The 16,119-nt window shown below is 65.1% G+C and carries 16 protein-coding genes and 4 tRNA genes; 12 read left to right on the top strand and 8 right to left on the bottom strand.

Annotated elements, in window-relative coordinates:
• Positions 1–30: 30 nt before the first annotated feature.
• Positions 31–1,047: an AraC family transcriptional regulator gene (locus tag SLQ33_RS11165; RefSeq protein ID WP_319453907.1), complete on the bottom strand. Its 1,017-nt coding sequence runs from the start codon at positions 1,045–1,047 to the stop codon at positions 31–33.
• 116 nt (positions 1,048–1,163) lie between these two features.
• Here SLQ33_RS11165 and SLQ33_RS11160 point away from each other — a divergent pair, with 116 nt between their 5' ends.
• Positions 1,164–1,949: an SDR family NAD(P)-dependent oxidoreductase gene (locus SLQ33_RS11160; RefSeq protein WP_319453906.1), complete on the top strand. Its 786-nt coding sequence runs from the start codon at positions 1,164–1,166 to the stop codon at positions 1,947–1,949.
• Positions 1,946–3,028, top strand: coding sequence for an alpha/beta hydrolase (locus tag SLQ33_RS11155; RefSeq protein ID WP_319453905.1), 1,083 nt, complete (start codon positions 1,946–1,948; stop codon positions 3,026–3,028). The genes SLQ33_RS11160 and SLQ33_RS11155 overlap by 4 nt, the downstream gene beginning before the upstream one ends.
• A gap of 180 nt (positions 3,029–3,208) precedes the next feature.
• Here SLQ33_RS11155 and SLQ33_RS11150 read toward each other — a convergent pair.
• Positions 3,209–3,283: transfer RNA gene (locus SLQ33_RS11150), tRNA-Val, on the bottom strand.
• Between the two features lie 114 nt (positions 3,284–3,397).
• Between SLQ33_RS11150 and SLQ33_RS11145 the strand changes: the two genes are divergently transcribed.
• From SLQ33_RS11145 to tcmP, 6 genes are all read left to right on the top strand, one after another.
• The gene (locus tag SLQ33_RS11145) at positions 3,398–3,949 is read left to right on the top strand and encodes a DUF6636 domain-containing protein (protein ID WP_319453904.1); all 552 of its coding nucleotides are present in this window, start codon (positions 3,398–3,400) and stop codon (positions 3,947–3,949) included.
• 96 nt (positions 3,950–4,045) lie between these two features.
• Positions 4,046–4,118 (top strand) — tRNA-Gly (locus SLQ33_RS11140).
• A 27-nt stretch (positions 4,119–4,145) separates the two neighbouring features.
• Positions 4,146–4,219: transfer RNA gene (locus SLQ33_RS11135), tRNA-Cys, on the top strand.
• Between the two features lie 12 nt (positions 4,220–4,231).
• A tRNA-Val gene (locus SLQ33_RS11130) sits at positions 4,232–4,306 on the top strand.
• Between the two features lie 211 nt (positions 4,307–4,517).
• Positions 4,518–4,931, top strand: coding sequence for a hypothetical protein (locus SLQ33_RS11125; RefSeq protein WP_319453903.1), 414 nt, complete (start codon positions 4,518–4,520; stop codon positions 4,929–4,931).
• A 340-nt stretch (positions 4,932–5,271) separates the two neighbouring features.
• Complete coding sequence (gene tcmP / locus SLQ33_RS11120; protein ID WP_319453902.1) at positions 5,272–6,396, top strand: three-Cys-motif partner protein TcmP; 1,125 nt, start codon at positions 5,272–5,274, stop codon at positions 6,394–6,396.
• Here the strand turns inward: tcmP and SLQ33_RS11115 are convergent.
• Both SLQ33_RS11115 and SLQ33_RS11110 read right to left on the bottom strand, forming a co-directional pair.
• Positions 6,393–7,136, bottom strand: a complete 744-nt coding sequence (locus SLQ33_RS11115) for a phage Gp37/Gp68 family protein (protein ID WP_319453901.1) — start codon at positions 7,134–7,136, stop codon at positions 6,393–6,395. The two genes, tcmP and SLQ33_RS11115, sit on opposite strands and share 4 nt — an antisense overlap.
• A gap of 215 nt (positions 7,137–7,351) precedes the next feature.
• Positions 7,352–8,188 carry a DUF5995 family protein gene (locus SLQ33_RS11110; protein WP_319453900.1) on the bottom strand — a complete coding sequence of 279 codons (837 nt, stop codon included), beginning with the start codon at positions 8,186–8,188 and terminating at the stop codon, positions 7,352–7,354.
• Positions 8,189–8,740: 552 nt separating this feature from the next.
• On the opposite strand from SLQ33_RS11110, the gene SLQ33_RS11105 reads away from it, so the two are divergent.
• The 4 genes from SLQ33_RS11105 (at position 8,741) to SLQ33_RS11090 (ending at position 11,152) form a co-directional block, all read left to right on the top strand.
• Positions 8,741–9,109, top strand: a complete 369-nt coding sequence (locus tag SLQ33_RS11105) for a hypothetical protein (protein WP_319453899.1) — start codon at positions 8,741–8,743, stop codon at positions 9,107–9,109.
• Positions 9,110–9,359: 250 nt separating this feature from the next.
• Entirely contained in the window at positions 9,360–9,566 is a 207-nt protein-coding gene (locus tag SLQ33_RS11100) for a hypothetical protein (protein ID WP_319453898.1), read from the top strand.
• Between the two features lie 66 nt (positions 9,567–9,632).
• Entirely contained in the window at positions 9,633–10,478 is an 846-nt protein-coding gene (locus tag SLQ33_RS11095) for an SDR family NAD(P)-dependent oxidoreductase (RefSeq protein WP_319453897.1), read from the top strand.
• Entirely contained in the window at positions 10,475–11,152 is a 678-nt protein-coding gene (locus SLQ33_RS11090; RefSeq protein WP_319453896.1) for a TetR/AcrR family transcriptional regulator, read from the top strand. Before SLQ33_RS11095 ends, SLQ33_RS11090 begins: the two co-directional genes overlap by 4 nt.
• Here the strand turns inward: SLQ33_RS11090 and SLQ33_RS11085 are convergent.
• The 4 genes from SLQ33_RS11085 to SLQ33_RS11070 all read right to left on the bottom strand — a co-directional run bounded on the left by SLQ33_RS11085 (position 11,092) and on the right by SLQ33_RS11070 (position 16,112).
• Positions 11,092–11,973 carry a mycofactocin-coupled SDR family oxidoreductase gene (locus SLQ33_RS11085; protein ID WP_319453895.1) on the bottom strand — a complete coding sequence of 294 codons (882 nt, stop codon included), beginning with the start codon at positions 11,971–11,973 and terminating at the stop codon, positions 11,092–11,094. The two genes, SLQ33_RS11090 and SLQ33_RS11085, sit on opposite strands and share 61 nt — an antisense overlap.
• Before the next feature lie 97 nt (positions 11,974–12,070).
• Positions 12,071–13,309 carry an NAD(P)/FAD-dependent oxidoreductase gene (locus SLQ33_RS11080; RefSeq protein WP_319453894.1) on the bottom strand — a complete coding sequence of 413 codons (1,239 nt, stop codon included), beginning with the start codon at positions 13,307–13,309 and terminating at the stop codon, positions 12,071–12,073.
• Positions 13,306–14,682, bottom strand: coding sequence for an NAD(P)/FAD-dependent oxidoreductase (locus SLQ33_RS11075; protein WP_319453893.1), 1,377 nt, complete (start codon positions 14,680–14,682; stop codon positions 13,306–13,308). Before SLQ33_RS11075 ends, SLQ33_RS11080 begins: the two co-directional genes overlap by 4 nt.
• Positions 14,679–16,112 carry an FGGY family carbohydrate kinase gene (locus SLQ33_RS11070; RefSeq protein ID WP_319453892.1) on the bottom strand — a complete coding sequence of 478 codons (1,434 nt, stop codon included), beginning with the start codon at positions 16,110–16,112 and terminating at the stop codon, positions 14,679–14,681. The genes SLQ33_RS11075 and SLQ33_RS11070 overlap by 4 nt, the downstream gene beginning before the upstream one ends.
• Positions 16,113–16,119: the final 7 nt, after the last annotated feature.

Genomic DNA, 16,119 nt, shown 5'->3' with positions numbered 1-16,119 from the left:
CGGCGCCAGACTTGTGAGATTCGGCGGCCGTCAGGCCGAGGCCGCCTTGGCCGTCCGGTACGCGCGCGGTCCCATCCCCTTCCAGCGTCGAAATGCGTGCGAAAAGCTCGACACTTCGAGATAGCCGAGTCGTTCAGCAGCCTGGGCGACCGTTAGGCCTGCAACGAGCATCTCCTCGGCGAGGCGCTCCCGGATTTCGTCGAGCAGCTCACGGTAGGAAGTCCCCTCGGCAGCCAAGCGTTCGCGGAGGGTACGGGAACTCATCAGGAGTTCACGGGCGACGTGTTCAGCCGCCGGCGGGTCGCCGGGTCGCGCCAGCAGCAGGTCGCGCACCCGGCCCGCGACACCGGTGCGGGAGCTACTGCGCTCGAGCAACTCTCGGCATTGCTGTTGCACGAGCGCTTGGGTGTGCGCATCGGCTTGCGGCATCGGCAGCTCAAGCAGGGCGGCATCCATGACAAGAAATGTCTCGTCGCCGGCGAACTCCGGCGTAATTCCCAGGACCTGCTCGTAGCGCTCCGGATTCGCGGGCGGAAACGAGAGCACCAACCGCCGGGCCAGGATCTGGGCAGAGAAGAGTTCGCGTTGAAGCGTGGCGGTGACCGCGAGATCACGTTCGATGGCGAAGCGCCTCAACGGCTTTGGCACGTCCGGAGCATCGAGTACCAACTGGACTTCATCGCCGATGCGACGGAGGCCGAAGTGCGACCACGCATACGTAAGGTCAAGGAACTGAAGCGCGACATCGAGCGCGCCGCCGACAGTTGGGCTGCTCACCAAGGCAAAACCCCAGAAACCGAATGACGTGAGGTGGAAGCGGCTGCCGGCCTCCAGTCCGAGCTGAGCCCGGCCGTCCGTCGCTGCCAGCAAGTTGCCGACCACCGCCTGTTCCTGCCGCGCAGTCACCTCGGTACCGGCGTCCCGCAGCGCTGCTTCAGTGAGTCCGGTGCCGGCCAGGCATGCAGTTGCGGGCACACCGAACTCAACACCCACGTCAACCAGCACCGAGACGCTGGTCGGCGGTCTAGGAATCTCCCACTGAACCATCGACGCCTCGTTTCAAGCCCCCGCCGAATCTAACAACTCCGGCGCCGCCAGACACCTTCCTTGCGGTGACCATCCCGCAGAGCATCGACGTCAAGACATCCCACGGAAGAATGAACATGAAACTAACTGGATCCCGCATCCTGCTCACCGGCGCGACCGGCGGCCTCGGTGAAGGCCTGGCCCGAGCATTGCGCGCCAACGACTCTGAGTTGATCCTCACGGGTCGACGGGTGGAGGTGCTCGAGCGCCTCGCGGACGAGATCGGTGCGGCGTCGATCGCCGCCGACTTGTCAAACCCCGCCGACGTCACTCGGCTGCTCGACGAAGCTGGCCCGATCGACGTCCTGATCAACAACGCGGCACTCCCGGCCGTCGGCCGTGTGGTCGACTTCACCGAAGCCGAGATCGCACGCGCCGTCGACGTCAACCTGGTCGCACCGATCCTGCTTTCGCGAGCCGTAACACCACAATTCGTCGCACGTGGGCGCGGCCACATCGTGCTCATTGGGTCCATGGCCGGTCGTACCGCTTGCAAGGGTTCGTCGATGTACAACGCAACCAAGTTCGGCCTGCGTGGGTTCGCGCTTGCACACCGGCAGGACCTGCATGGCACAGGCGTTGGAGTCTCGATCGTCGAACCGACCTTCGTCAGCGATGCCGGGATGTATGCCGACAGCGGAGTCGAGTTGCCAAGGGGCGTACGGACAGTGTCGCCGGACGATGTCTCGAACGCAGTGATCCGCAGCATCGATAAGAACATCGGCGAGATCGTGGTCGCGCCGCTCGAGCAGAAGGTCCAGGCGTCGCTCGCCCTCGTAGCGCCGTCTGTGGACGCGCGTCTGCAACGTGCGTTCGGAATCGGTGACGTGTTCGCCTCGCACAGTGGGGTCACGAAGCGATGAACGCGGCCGCCAAGCACTCGCTGGCTGATCGCGCCGCACGACGAGTCGTGCGTCGACTGGTCAACCTCCCTGCTCCCGTCAAGCGCATGCTCGCGGGCCGGCCAATAGTGGTTGACGGCCAGACGCTGGACGTCAACACCCAGATTGGCTTGCGTCTGATGCACCTCGCTGGCACCGGCAACTTCGACTCCATCCCGATCGAAAAGGCCCGCGCGCAATTATCAGCTGAGGCATGGATTTTCGGCGATGAGCTGCCGATCGGGTCGGTCGAGGACATCACGATTCCCACCGCACAGTTCGACCTGCCCGCCAGGATCTACCGTCCGGCCGGACTCACCGGCCCGGCTGGCGGTCTCGTCCACTTCCACGGGGGTGGATGGACCCTCGGTGACCTCGGGGCGGCCGACGCGGTCTCCCGGTGGCTGGCGCACCACGCGGGCATCATCGTGATCTCGGTCCACTACCGGCTGGCCCCGGAGAACCCGTTCCCGGCCGCCCTCGACGACACAATCGGCGCGTATGCCTACGTAGCAACCCATGCCGAGGAGTTCGGGCTCGACCCAGCCCGCATCGGTGTCAGCGGCGAGAGCGCGGGCGCGAACCTGGCCGCGGTCATCGCCCAAACAACGGCTCGGGCTGCCCGCTGCGAACCATCGCCGACGCCGGTGCTGCAGGTGCTCTTTCAGCCGGTCACCGATCTGTCGGTCAAGCGTGAGTCATACCGGCTGTTCGGCGAGGGATTCACCATGACCGAAGACCACATGGACCTCTACAAGCGGTCCTACCTAGGCGACAACGGGTCAGCTACCGATCCGCGCATCTCTCCGCTGCTGGCCGACGACCTGTCTGGCGTCGCGCCGGCCTACATCTCGACGGCCGGATTCGACGTACTGCGCGACGAAGGCGAAGCCTACGCACGCAAACTCGAACAAGCCGGCGTACCCGTCACGCTGGTACGGACGCCGAGCCTCGCCCATAGCGCCATCAACGTTCCGAACAACTGTCCCCCGGCTCAGGAGGCTCTCCTCGCCGCAGCGGAAGCCATCCGCTCAGTTCTCGGTTCCGGCGTTGACACCTAGGGGGTGGTGCGTCCGACGCCGCAAGCTGGTCGTGGCGCTGTGGTTGCGCTCCTGCTCGTCACCGACCGCAGGAGACTGATGCCACTCATCGAGTTCGGCATTCCCGCACACGCGGCGTCGGCTCGGTGACCCTCGACATCGTGCGTCGCGCTTGAATTCCCCGTCTGATCTGGGGTTTTTTGGTGGTCCCGGCTGGTATCGAACCAGCGACCTTCCGCGTGTGAGGCGGACGCTCTCCCACTGAGCTACGAGACCTGGGAGACACACCGATACGCGCTCGGTGGACGTCGAAGATTATCACGGAGCGCCGTCGGGCCGAGAATCCCGAGCACCGAGCCAGGGTCTCGCCCCGGCGGTATGGTCACCGCCATGTCGCTTCGAGTCGTCCTCATCGTGGCAGTCCTCGGCGCCGCTGCGCTCTCGGCGTGCGGCGGGACGGAGTCCGCCTCCCCGACGTCGTCGCCGACGCTGACGCGCATCACGACAACCGAGCCAGATGACTCGTCGAGCCGTTCGCCGTCCTCGAAGCGCACGACCACCCCAAGCGAAACCACCGAAACCACCGAGTCAGAGGTGATCAACGAGCTCGTCGCGTTCGTCTCGCCCAGCGGCAACGTGGGCTGCATCATCGATCCGCAATTCGCGCGGTGTGACATCACGGAGCGGGACTGGTCGCCGCCGCCACGGCCCGCCGACTGCGAATTCGACTACGGGCAAGGCATCAGCATGGAGGCCGGCCTAGAGCCGGAGTTCAACTGCGTTGGCGACACTGCGCTAGGCGGCACGGACACGCTGGAGTACGGCAAGTCGATCGCGGCGGGCACGCTGAGTTGCGACAGCGCCGAGGAGGGCATCACGTGCCGCGACTCCACGACGGGGCACGGCTTCACGATCGCGCGCGAGGCCTACCGCATCTTCTGACGCGTCCCCACCAGCGGGCAGGACGGGATTTGTGTCGCGTCGCGCGGGTCGACTATTGTTGCCCTTCGCGACGGGCGACGATCTCGCCCGTGGCACGCGGATGTAGCGCAGTTGGTAGCGCATCACCTTGCCAAGGTGAGGGTCGCGGGTTCGAATCCCGTCATCCGCTCGAAGGTGCGAAGGCATCAACCCCATTGGTGGAGTGGCCGAGTGGTGAGGCAACGGCCTGCAAAGCCGTGCACACGGGTTCGATTCCCGTCTCCACCTCCAAGAAGGACCCCGGCGCGATTAGCTCAGCGGGAGAGCGCTTCCCTGACACGGAAGAGGTCACTGGTTCAATCCCAGTATCGCGCACCAGTATTACCGCAGTTCAGGACGGGTTTCTAGCCCTGCTCTAGAAGTTTCATGCAATATACATGCAACAGCGACCCGCGCGGCGTGCCTTCACTCACCGATCTGCATGCGCCTATAGCGTCGATCTGGACCAACGACGACGTCTGGGGGGATTGTGCCATCAGCAGAAACGGCGGCCGCACTCATCGGTGGTGTAGCGGGTCTAGCAACCGGAGTGCTCGGCACCTTCTTCGCACCGTGGGTCAAATGGCGCTACGACAACCGTATGCAAATGCGCGAAGACCAGAAACAACGCATCACCGAGTGGCGAGACGGCATCGCGGTGCTTCGAGAAGCCGAGAAGGACAAACCCATCGTGTGGACCGACCCGGTGGAAAGGATGTCTCAAAGTCTCGGCGATAGCATCACCCGTCCACCACAGCCGAAGCTAATCCCCCAGAACCCCGACAACGCCATCGCGACCACCAAGAGTTGGTACGTGACGCTTGAGCCCTATCTCCAGGACCACAAGCGGACACAAGTCGGCTCGCTTCAGGCGCAGCCTCTCAGTCAACGCAAGCATTCAGTGTCCGACTTGCTGGCGCGCGAGGTGGCGCGCATCGAGCGCGACAAGTGGCAGCTCGTCTGACATGAGAACGTGTACGCGAGGGCTGATCGCCATTGCCCGGCACTATGGGCAGTGCGGCCTACGCCGATAAATTGACCTCAGGCACGAAAGGTTTGTCGTCTTGGTGCGGATTGGCCGGTTGGGTCTGCCGCCGACCGTCACCTCCGCGACGGGCCTCCTCCCTTCTTAGAGCAACGCTGCCGACGCGCCCTAGCAGGATTCGCCGCTGACTCGTCACATCCGTCACTTAGGCTCTCCATTGAACCGACGGGAGGCGGGTGGCTCAGTTGGCCAGACATGGGCGAAGATTTCCGGCGTGCCTAAGAGTTGATGCGGTCGGGCGGCGGATGCGTCGCCTCCATTGACGCGCAAGGACGAGCTTCGCAATCTGGTCGACTATCCGTCAGATGCTCATACGCGCTTGAAGCACACGTTCTATCGGCGCTACATCGCGTGCTGGATGGGCAAAATTCTTCAAGGCAGGTTTGGCTCCGAGGCGACGATCGTTGAAGGGTTCTCTGGCAGCGGCCAGTACAGCGATGGCCTTGACGGCAGCGCGCTAATGATCGCGACGTTGTATCGCGACCACATTCACTCCGCGAATTTTCAGCACCTGCGCTTCGTTACGAATGACCTCGACCCGAGAAGGACGTCCGCACTCAATCAACGACTGATTGAACTTCCAGACGAACCTCGACTTGAACACGCGCCGCTCAGTCCGTCGAAGTTCGAAGACATCACGGGCCTGCTTCAATCAACTCATTCGCCGAACGGTCGTCAGACTCTGTGGATCATCGATCCGCTTGGGTTGAAGGCAATCCCATGGAGCGCCGTCGAGCAATGTGCGAGGCGGCCAAAGAACGACGTCATCATCACCTTGATGGTCGATGAACTACATCGGTATCGCACGAACCCCGTTATGGACGGGCTCATGACCGCAACCCTGGGCGGCGACGAATGGAAGAGCCTGTCCCCGTCTCTAACGACCGCTGAATCAAAAGCTGCCGTAATTGCTCTGTATCGGAAGCGGCTGAAAGATCTTGGCTGCCTCACGCAATCATTTGACATCGAGGTACGAGGACGGAAGGCGCGCTACTCCCTTATCTTCGCCACCCATCATGAGGCAGGGTTGAAGTGCTTCAATGACGCTCGATGGTCAGCAGATACCGCATCCGGAAAGGGTGCCAGTGCGAGCACGGGTTTCGAAGCCACTCTGTTCGAGCCGGACAAATCCGAACTTGAGGATGCTTTCGAACAGCTAAGCGGCACATACTCTTTCGATGATCTAAGTCGCCGTGCATCGATTTTGGGATTCAAGGACACCCACCTTCGCGCGATTCTTGACGCTCTCTTCGACGAAGGGCGGGCCTTTCGGCTGACTCCCGCCACATCCCCCACAAACTCGCCGTGGCCCTCAGGCGCCACGATCCGCCTCTACGCTTCGGACGAGATAGAACGGCAAGAAGTCGACCTGGACGATGACTAGGCGGCCGTACTTGGCATTTCATCCCAAAGGCGGCCGTCGAGCTCCCGGCCGAGCGCCTTGGGTGTGCGGCCGCCCCACTGCTTGAAGAAGAAGGGAACACCGGCGTCAGTACAAGCGTCTCTGATCCCGCGTGCCCAGTTGACCTCCATCGGCCGATAATTTGGCCCGGATTCTCCGCCGGCGATCACCCAGCTAATGCCGTCTAGACTAATAGCGTCCAAGGGTCCAAGTAGTGGCTCACAGGAGAGAAAGCGGACGGCAGCCGGAACTCTGCGAAGATGATCAACGCGATTCAAGACGTCGCTATTCTCGACCGATACACCCATCCAAACGTTGTCAGGCCAGTCGAGCTTATCGGCGATCCGCGCCAGGCGGAGACTACGCTTCGTCAACACCTGATAGGTATGGTGTGGCGTGTCGCGCATGACATCAAATACTCGGCGTATGAAGTCGAGCGACACTTGAGCGTGGAAAAGGTCGGCCATCGAGTTGACGAACACCACTCGTGGCATGCGCCATTTGAGTGGTTCGTCTAGCGCTTGCGGATGCATCGTCACGCCGAAGCCCGGACCAGAGGTTCTAGGATCGCCATCGTTCTGGTATTTCACGGAACCCATCGCTTTGAGTCGCTTCGCGAGTGTCATCGCGTAGCAGTGGTCGCAACCGGTAGAAACTCGGTCGCATCCGGTAACCGGATTCCACGTAGCTTCGGTCCACTCGATAGCTGATCGATCAGCCATTTCGAATCACCAGCCCCTCCCATCACTCGAACATGTGTTCGATTACACTAGCGTCCTCCGTGGACATTACTCGACACTCCGTGCCATAGCTCCTGTTCAAAGGCTGTTTCTTGGCCCCAAAATGATCCTGGCGATGACCTAGTCGGAACGCGCGAATGTTGAAAGTCCGCCCAAGCCGGACCACCCGTACCACTTGCGAGCGAGAGCGCCTGACGTCACAAAGTCGTGCGGATGGGCGCTGCCCTCGACGCAATCATGTCCAGCACGCGGATGTTCTTGACGACGTCACGGCTTTCGCGCGCGGCCACGGCGCGGACCAATGTCTCGATCAGCCCGACCAGCCCCGGTGGGTCGTAGATCAGGTCGGTTTGAGTGGCGACCTTGCGGTCGCGCAACCAGATGCTCACCGGGCGGGTGAATCCCGGTTGCAGCGAAAGACGCGTGGCGAACCTCCAGGCGCTGTCTCGAGACGTCCTCACCACCTGATTGATCAGGAAGACCTCATGCTGCGCCAGCACTTTGAACACGTCGGCCAGCGCCGGTGAGATTTCGTTGATGTCCTCGACGACACCATTGATCTGGCTGGCGAGGACGGCGTTGATCCTGTTGAAGTCCTCGTGCAGCTGACGCAGCTTGACTCCGGGGGCGAACTGCTGCGCGGAGATTCCAAGGTCGAGATCGATGTGGGTGTTCACGCCAGCGAGCATGTGCTGCAGGATGATTGGCTCCGGCCGGGCGAGCGCGTCGAACGTCACCTGCCACGACCGGGTCGGTTTGGGGAATCGACTCGGGTGAAAGTGTCCGTTCACGGCGTCGAAGTAGCGGTTGGCGAACGCGACGTCGAACTGTTCCATGCGCGGTCCGTCTTCGAACGCGCCATCGGCGACAGCGGCGCGGACCGCGATGGTGATGCGCTTGTAGAGCGTGGCGAAATATCCCATGCGGCTCGATGATTCGATCGACCACCGGATGACCGAGTCGATCGCGTCCACGACGCCATCGAGCGTCGTCACGCCGGTGATCGGCGCAGGCGAGGTTCGCTGTGACGGCATGGCGAAAGTATGAACCACACCGGGTCGCCCCGGTGGCGCGATGGAGCCAGCATTCGGGATTGAACCGATTGGCCCTCGTTCGCGTGTCACTCAGTGTTCGGCCCGTCGCAACCCCTCGGAGTGGCGGGCCGAACACCGTGCGATCGAGCGCCGCAAGAATTCTCCAAGGCGTCCTACACAGACTCGATACATGAAGATCGCGCTACTCGCCCTCGCCGTTACATCAGTGCGTCTCGAACACCGGGGTCGCGGCAAACACGCAGCGGCGCAAGGCGACAACGATTCCGCCTGCCCCATCTGCGATCACCCGTTCGGACATCTGAGCAGCCACGCCTGCATCGGATAATTCCGATGGCTCCAAGAATCTTCCAAGATCTGCGGCTCACCCTCGACTGCACAGGCCGGCACGGTTGTTGGGATCGGTAGCCACTCCGACACCCTGTACTTCCGCAATGGCGACAGCAACAAGAGGAGCCCGCCATGAACGGAATGTCGCGATCTTCGGTTCCATCCCATCCGTGCGGCGCGGCCAAGGAAGACGATTCCTGGACTGTGCGAGCACTATTCGTGGGGTTCGCCACCGCTGTGCTGTTGTGGGGCGGCGTCGCTGGGGTGGTGGGCCCGCCTCCCGCGCAGGCCTTGCCCGCAGCTCCGTTGCCGGAACGGGCTTGGCCCGGCTGTCCCGAGGACAATCCCAGCGGCCCGTGCCACTGGTGCCCGGGGGACCCTCCCGTCCAGACCGGCAATCTTCGTATCAACCCAGTGATTTGGGACAACAACGTCTGCCACACCTACTGGTACGTCTACTTCGGGCAAGGCAACGTCGCCCAGAACATCTTCGAGGGCGAGACTCCTCCGCCTCCCCCACCGCCACCACCGCCGGGGCTCAACTTCTGCCCAATTCCTCCGTGGTGCCCATGATCGCGCAGTTTGCGACAAGGAAAGTCGAGCGTGTGTTCCGCCGGGGCGATATCCATTCTTGAAAACTGGTTACAGAGGTAACCATCATAAGTCAGATTATCTTCGTGAGCGACATATATATGCAGTTAAAAGCGTCAATTACCTCGGCGAGCCGCCTCGTGATCAAGTTAACTGCTCCATCTTGTTACCGTCGGGTAGGATCTCCAATCATGGAAACGATGTCTTGGGCTAGTAAGTTAGCTGTGCTCTGATGAGCCGAGGCGTCGACGCGCAGTGCCTGTGCGGACATCGACATCCCGAGCACTCGATTTGCGGGCAGTGCCACGGCTGCCGCCACTGCGACGACGACGATCCCCGCGCCGAGCACCACCACGAGTACGTTCGTTGCGGCTGCACCGTGTTCCAACTGGCCGCCGGCTTCTACCTGGATCCACTGCTCCTCGAACGACTCGCCTGACGGGTGCACCCAGACGCCAAAACGGAGCTATTGACTGATTATCAGTCAGCCTGTCAGAGTGTCATCGTGAACAGAACCCGCGGGACCAAGCTCGACGGCGCGCGAATCTTGTTGACCGGGGCATCCAGCGGTATCGGCCGGGCGCTTGCGGGCCAGCTTGCCGCCGAGGGGGCGGCGCTCGCGATCGCGGCTCGGCGGGCCGACCTGCTCGACGAGGTCGCCGACGAGATCCACGCACGCGGACTCCGCCGGCCGATCGTGCTGCCCAGCGATCTGTCGGTGCCGGGCGCCGCTGCGGCGCTGGGGCTGCGCGCCGTCGAGACGCTCGGAGGCGTCGACGTCGTCATCAGCAACGCGGGCGCCAGCCTGATCGGCGCCCAGCCCGTGGTGGCCGACTCCCGCCTGGCCCGCGAGGCGTTCGAGGTCAATCTGTGGTCGCCGCTGGCGTTGACCGCGGCGGTGCTCCCCTCCATGTTGTCGGCAGGCACCGGCACCATCGTCAACGTCACGTCGACCGTTCAGGCGGTGCCGCTGCCCCTGCTCGGCTACTACGCGGCGTCCAAGGCCGCCCTGGCGCAGGCCACCCGCGCGTTGCGCAACGAACTCGCGGAGACCCCGGTGCGGGTGCTCGAGGTCGTGCCCGGCTCCACCGACACCGCACTGCGCGACGTCGACGAGCTTCCGTGGAAGACCTCACCGCCCAAGACGTTCGCCCCCGTACCGCCCGAAGCGACCGCAGCGGCCGTCGTCCGCGCGCTCAAGAGGGGCACCACAAGGGTGGTCTACCCTCGCTATTCCCTTGCCCCACTCGAGGTCCCGGCGATCGGCCGGTTGATCGCGCGAATCGGCGGTCGACGCGTCGACACCCGCGGGGCGCTCGAGCCCGCCCACGACACCGGGCTCGCTCGATGACCCCGCCCGGCGCCGATCGCCGTCAACGCCTCGTCGACGCCGCCCGCGCGCTCTTCGCCGAACATCCCTACGACCAGGTCACCACCACCGCGATCTCCAAGCGCGCCGGAGTCGCATACGGCCTGCTGGCCCATCACTTCGAGAACAAGCGTGGGATCTACCGAGCCGCGATGAACGAGATCGCCGTCGAGATCGCGAACGTTCACCTCACCGCCCCACCACCCGACGCCACCCTCGTCGAGCAGCTTCGCCACGCGCTGCGCAACCACGTCGACTACATCGACTCCCACGCGCCGAGCTTCGTCGCGTTCATTCGGGGCGACCTCGGCTCCGACCCCGAACAGCAATCGGCCGTGAACGACCTGCGCTGGCTTGGCGCCCAACGCATCCTGCTGGCCTTGGGCATCACCGAACCCGTGCCCGCGACGCTGCGCACCGCCATGAAGGGCTGGGTCGGCGCGCTCGACGAGATGATGATCGACCGCATCGAGCACCAGGACGTCGACGCAGACGTGCTCGTGGACCTCGCCACCGCCACCCTCGTCACGACGTTGAAGACGGTGGCCGCGATGGACGCGACGCTCGGCCTGGACCCCGAGCTGCTCGACGCCGCCTACTTGCCGGGGCCGTTCGGCCACCGCAGTAGCGACCCGGCGTCGACGCGGATCTGCTGACCCGTCACGTAGCGACTCTCGTCGCTGGCGAGGAACACCGCCAGGTTGGCGATGTCCTCGGGCTCGACGTACGGAATCGGCATGGCCTGGAAGAAGTTGAACGCCAGCATCGCGTCCTCGCGGGTCGGCTTCTTGCCCTCGGCGACGAGGTCGGGCCGGAACATGCTGTAGATCCCGTCGTTCTGCAGCAGATGAGTGTTGCAGTTCGTCGGGTGAATCGTGTTGACCCTGATCATCTTTGGAGCCAACTGCAGCGACAGCTGTTCGGAGTACTCGATGAGCACGCGCTTGCTCCACCCGTATCCGGCACCGCCCGGCCCCATGTCGGGATTGTCCGTGGTGCCCGTGATCATTCCGGCGGTCGATCCGGTGATGATGACCGAGGCCGCCTCCCCCAGATGTGGCAGCGAGACCGCCACGGTGTTCATCACCCCGAGCAGGTCGACGTCGGTGGCGTCGACGAAGGCCATCGGGTCGTGTGGCCGGCCCATCGCCATCGGCAGGATGCCCGCGTTGGCGACGACGACGTCGAGCTTGCCGAAGTCCGCGATGGCCGTCTCGAGCGCATCGCGCAGTTCGTGACGCTCGCGCACGTCGGCGATCTTGGCGAAGACACGTCGGCCCAACTCCTTGACCGAACGCTCCGTCTCGGCCAGGTCGTCGGGGGTCGCCAACGGGTACGGGTTCGACTCGATCTGCCGACAGATGTCGACGACGATGATGTCCGCGCCCTCCTTGGCCATCGCGATCGCGTGCGCCCGCCCCTGCCCGCGCGCCCCACCCGTGATGAACGCGACCTTGCCTTCGAGCCGTCCGGACATCCGACCTCCTCGTTCACGATCGGCACAGTCTGCACCAAATCTTTGTTCCACAATATGAACAGCCAGGCGGGGAAAGCAAGCCTGCCCCGGCATCCACTCAACGCAGCGAGACCGTCACCGTACCGCCGCGGGGATCGACGTCGTCGAGAATGCCTGAAGGAATGCGGAATACCCGTCCCGGGGCGGCCGGCCAGGGCAGCGTGCGGCGGCCGACGATCCGTCCGTCCTGGCGTGCGAGCACCGTCGGCACGCGGACGAGGACGTCCGTCCACAGCAGCAGTCGGCGGCGCGCCGGAGCCGGGTCGCCGGGCCGCACGAGTCCCGGGGAGATCCACCGCAGCGGCGCCTCGGCGCACAGCCGAACCCCCTCGGACGGGCTGGGCTTCCCGCTTAGGAAGTCGCGCACCGGATCGGCGACGTGGTGGCCGTCGAGTGCCGCGACGTCCGCCGTGTCGACGGGGTGCAGCAGGTTTCCGATGGCGAATACGCCGGTTCGGCTGGTGCGCAACGCCGTATCGACGACGGGCCCGAGCGTGTGCGCATCCATGTCCAGTCCCGCGGTGCGGGCGAGTTCGTTGTCCGGCACCCAGTCACCAGTCAGGACGAGCGTGTCGCAGTCGACGATTCGACGCGCCCCGGTGTCGAGGTGTTCGAGCTCGACGGCCCGCAGGTGCGGCTTGCCGATGATCCGCACGACCCGGGTGCGCGTGGCCACGTCGACGCCGAGGTACGGGGAACGGCCCGCGACGTTGAACACCGCGTAGGACTCGGGCGACGGATGCGTGGTCGTCATCAACTCCGTGTGGCAGCCCGCATGTTTGAGCGTGAGCACCGCCGAGTAGCTGACGAGTTCGGCGCCGACCACCACCGCCGTACGTCCCACCGTCCGGTGGCCCAGGTGGACCAGGTTCTGCAGATGTCCGGTGGTGTACACGCCCGTGCACCGGTCGCCCGGGATGAGGCGCGCCGACCGGGGGCGTTCCCGCGCACCGGTGGCGAGTACGACCACGCGGGCGTCGACGCGGTGTCGGCCCTCCGGCGAGGTGACGTCCAACGAGGAGCCCGACCACCCGGTGACCATGCTCCTGGTGCGGATGTCGGCGTCGGCGGACACGGCCCGGTCGACGAGTCTGCGCGCATAGTTCGGCCCCGAAATGAACGTCCTCATGTCGCGCATCCCGTAACCGAGGTGGTCGCTGTGCCGCGGGATGCCACCGGCGGCCGCTTCGCGTTCCAGGACGAGCACGTTCAGCCCGTCGGCAGCCAGAGCCGCGGCAGCAGTCAGTCCCGCCGGACCCGCTCCGACGATCGCGACGTCCGGCACCAGGGTGCTCATCGCGGACCGGCCTCGAGGAAGTCTTGAACCGCTGCCCCGCAGAAGAACCCTTGGCAGCGGCCGTTCATCACGCGGGTGCGCCGACGTAGTCCGTCGAGTCCGGCGGGCGGGATCGTGGAGCGGCACGCGTCGCGCAACTCGCCTGCGGTGACGCGTTCGCAGAAACACACGACGGTTCCGTACTCGGGGTCCTCGGCGATCCTGGTGGCGTCCTGATACGGACGCATGAACGCCTCGCCGAGGTTCGGCATACGCGGCGGCGCAGGCAATTCTGGCTTCGGGACGAGCGTCAGCCCCGCGTCCTGGAGCCGACCGAGAACGTACTCCCCGATCGCCATGCCCGCAGTGAGCCCGGTGGAGCGGATGCCACCGACGAGCAGATAGCGCTTGGCGGATTCGGCCTCGATGAGGTAGTCGCCGTGATCGATCGCGGCGCGCAGCCCCGAATACGTTGCGGTGACTTCCTCTTCGAGCAAGCGCGGCATCAGCGTGCCGCCCTTCTCGAGCAGGAATTCCAGACCCGCTTCGGAGGTGGCCGTCGCGGTGCGGTCCTCGAGATCCTCGGACGTGGGGCCGAGCATCACATTCCCGTAGATCGTCGGGCTGACGAGGACGCCTTTCCCGCGGGCGGTCGGAACCGGAAGCACGATCTTGTCGACCAGTGGCCGCGCGAGCTTGTCGTAGACGATCAGTTCGCCGCGGCGCGGGGTGACGTTGAACCGAGCATGCCCGAACATCGCGTCGATCAGGTCGGCCCCGAGGCCCGCGGCGTTGACGACCCAGCGCGCGGTGACGGGGGCTGCGTTGGTGCGCAACAGGGTCACGTCCGCGCCGACGTCGACTGACTCGACGGGGTGGTTGGTCAGCAGCGTTGCGCCTCGGCGGACGGCGTCGGTGGCCAGCGCCAGGTTGACCGTCCACGTGCAGATGATCGATTCGTCGGGCACGGTGAGCCCACCCAGCGCACCATCGCCGAGTGCCGGAACCATCTCGTACACCGTTGCGGCGTCGACGATTTCACACTCCCGGTAGCCGTTCTGCTCGGCCTTGGCCTTCAGCCCGGGCAGCGCGTGCAGTTGCTCGTCGTCCCAGGCGACCAGGACGGCGCCGGTCCGTTCGATCGGGATGCCAGTGTGTTGGGCGTACTCGGAGAGCAACCGGTAGCCGCGGCTGACAAGCTCCGATTCCAAAGTGCCGGGCTTGGCGTCGAACCCGGTGTGCAGGATCGCGGTGTTCGCCTTGCTGGTGCCGTCGCCGACGTCGTCGCGCGCCTCGAGCAGCACCACGGACAGTTCGTACCCGGCGAGTTCACGGGCGATGGCCGACCCGACAATGCCAGCCCCGATCACCGCGACGTCGTAGTCGGCCGTCACGAGGTTTCCTTGGCGGGGTACGTCGTGTCGGCGAGTGTGCGCCAGGCCGAACGGAATTCGGCGGCACGCTCCGCGCTCCACGCGGGCTCGTAGGTGGACGCCGGAGTCCACGGCGGCACGACGTCCCGCAGTCCCTTGTCCGGGTGCAGGCTCAAGTCGGCGAGCGCCGCCGCTCCCAGCGCCGTGGCGTGCGCCGACGGGTAGACGTCGACGGGCACCTGGAGAATGTCCGCGACGGACTGCATCAGCACCTTCGACTGGGTGAGCCCACCGTCGACGCGTAGCCGGTTCAGCCGGGTCGACGCGGTGTCGGATTCGATCGCGGTGGCCAGCTCGCCGACTTGGGCAGCGATGCCCTCCAACAGTGCCCTCACCACGTGCCCGCGACCGGTCGACAGCGTCATGCCCGAAATCGTTGCGGTGGCACCCGATTGCCACCACGGCGCAGCCAGGCCCGCCAGCGCAGGCACGCACATCACGCCGTTGGCGTCTGCGGCCGCCACTGCGTCGAGTTCCTCGGCGCCGGTGACGATGCCCAACGAGCTCAGCCAGCGCACGGCGGACGCGGCGGTGTAGACCTGACCGTCGACGCAGAAGGTGTCCTCCCCCGCGACGCGCCAAGCCACCGACGATGTCAGTCCGGACCGGGACCGCACCGCGGCGGTCCCGGTATTGGCGAGCAGGAACGCACCGGTTCCGAAGGTGCACTTGGCCATTCCGGCGTCGAAGCAGGCCTCGGCCAACAACGCGGCCTGCTGGTCGACGACGATCCCGCCGACGGGAACGTCGCCGCCGAACGCCGACGTCGAGCCGATGACGACGTCGTTGGCGACGATGTCGGGCATCCGCTCGTCGTCGAGTCCGAACAGCGCCAACAGTTCTCGGTTCCACTGCTGGGCGCCGAGGCTCACCACCAGCGACCGGCTGGCGGTCGTCGCGTCTGTGACGAAGGTCCCCGTCAGTTGATGCAGCAGCCAGGTGTCCGAGGTGGTGACGACCCCTGCGGATTCGACGTTGCGGCGCAGCCAGGCCATCTTCGGTGCCGAGAAGTACGGGTCGAGCACCAGCCCGGTTTCGGCGGCGAACAGCTCCGCGTGCTGAGCCAGTTCGGCACACAGCGGCTCCGCACGGCGGTCCTGCCACACGATGGCCGGCGTGAGCGGCCTGCCGGAGTCCGGGTCCCAGGCCAGCACAGTCTCGCCCTGGTTGGCCAACGACACCACGTCGATGGGCCGGCCCGCACTCGCGACGGCGGCGCGTCCTGCGGCGAGCACTGACTCGAGCAGTTCACCGGGGTCCTGCTCGACGCCGCCGCCGTCGAGGTAGCGCGGGTGCACCGGCACCTCCGCGAGGCCACACACTCCGGCATCGGGGTCCACGACGATGGCCTTGGTCCCCGAGGTGCCTTGGTCGATGGCCAACACGGTCATGGTGTTC

Origin of the sequence: Mycobacterium sp. RTGN6 (genome assembly GCF_033804605.1) — a bacterium.
GTDB lineage: Bacteria > Actinomycetota > Actinomycetes > Mycobacteriales > Mycobacteriaceae > Mycobacterium.
Note: the sequence above shows the minus strand (reverse complement) of the source record. Positions and strands in the feature narration are given on the sequence as shown.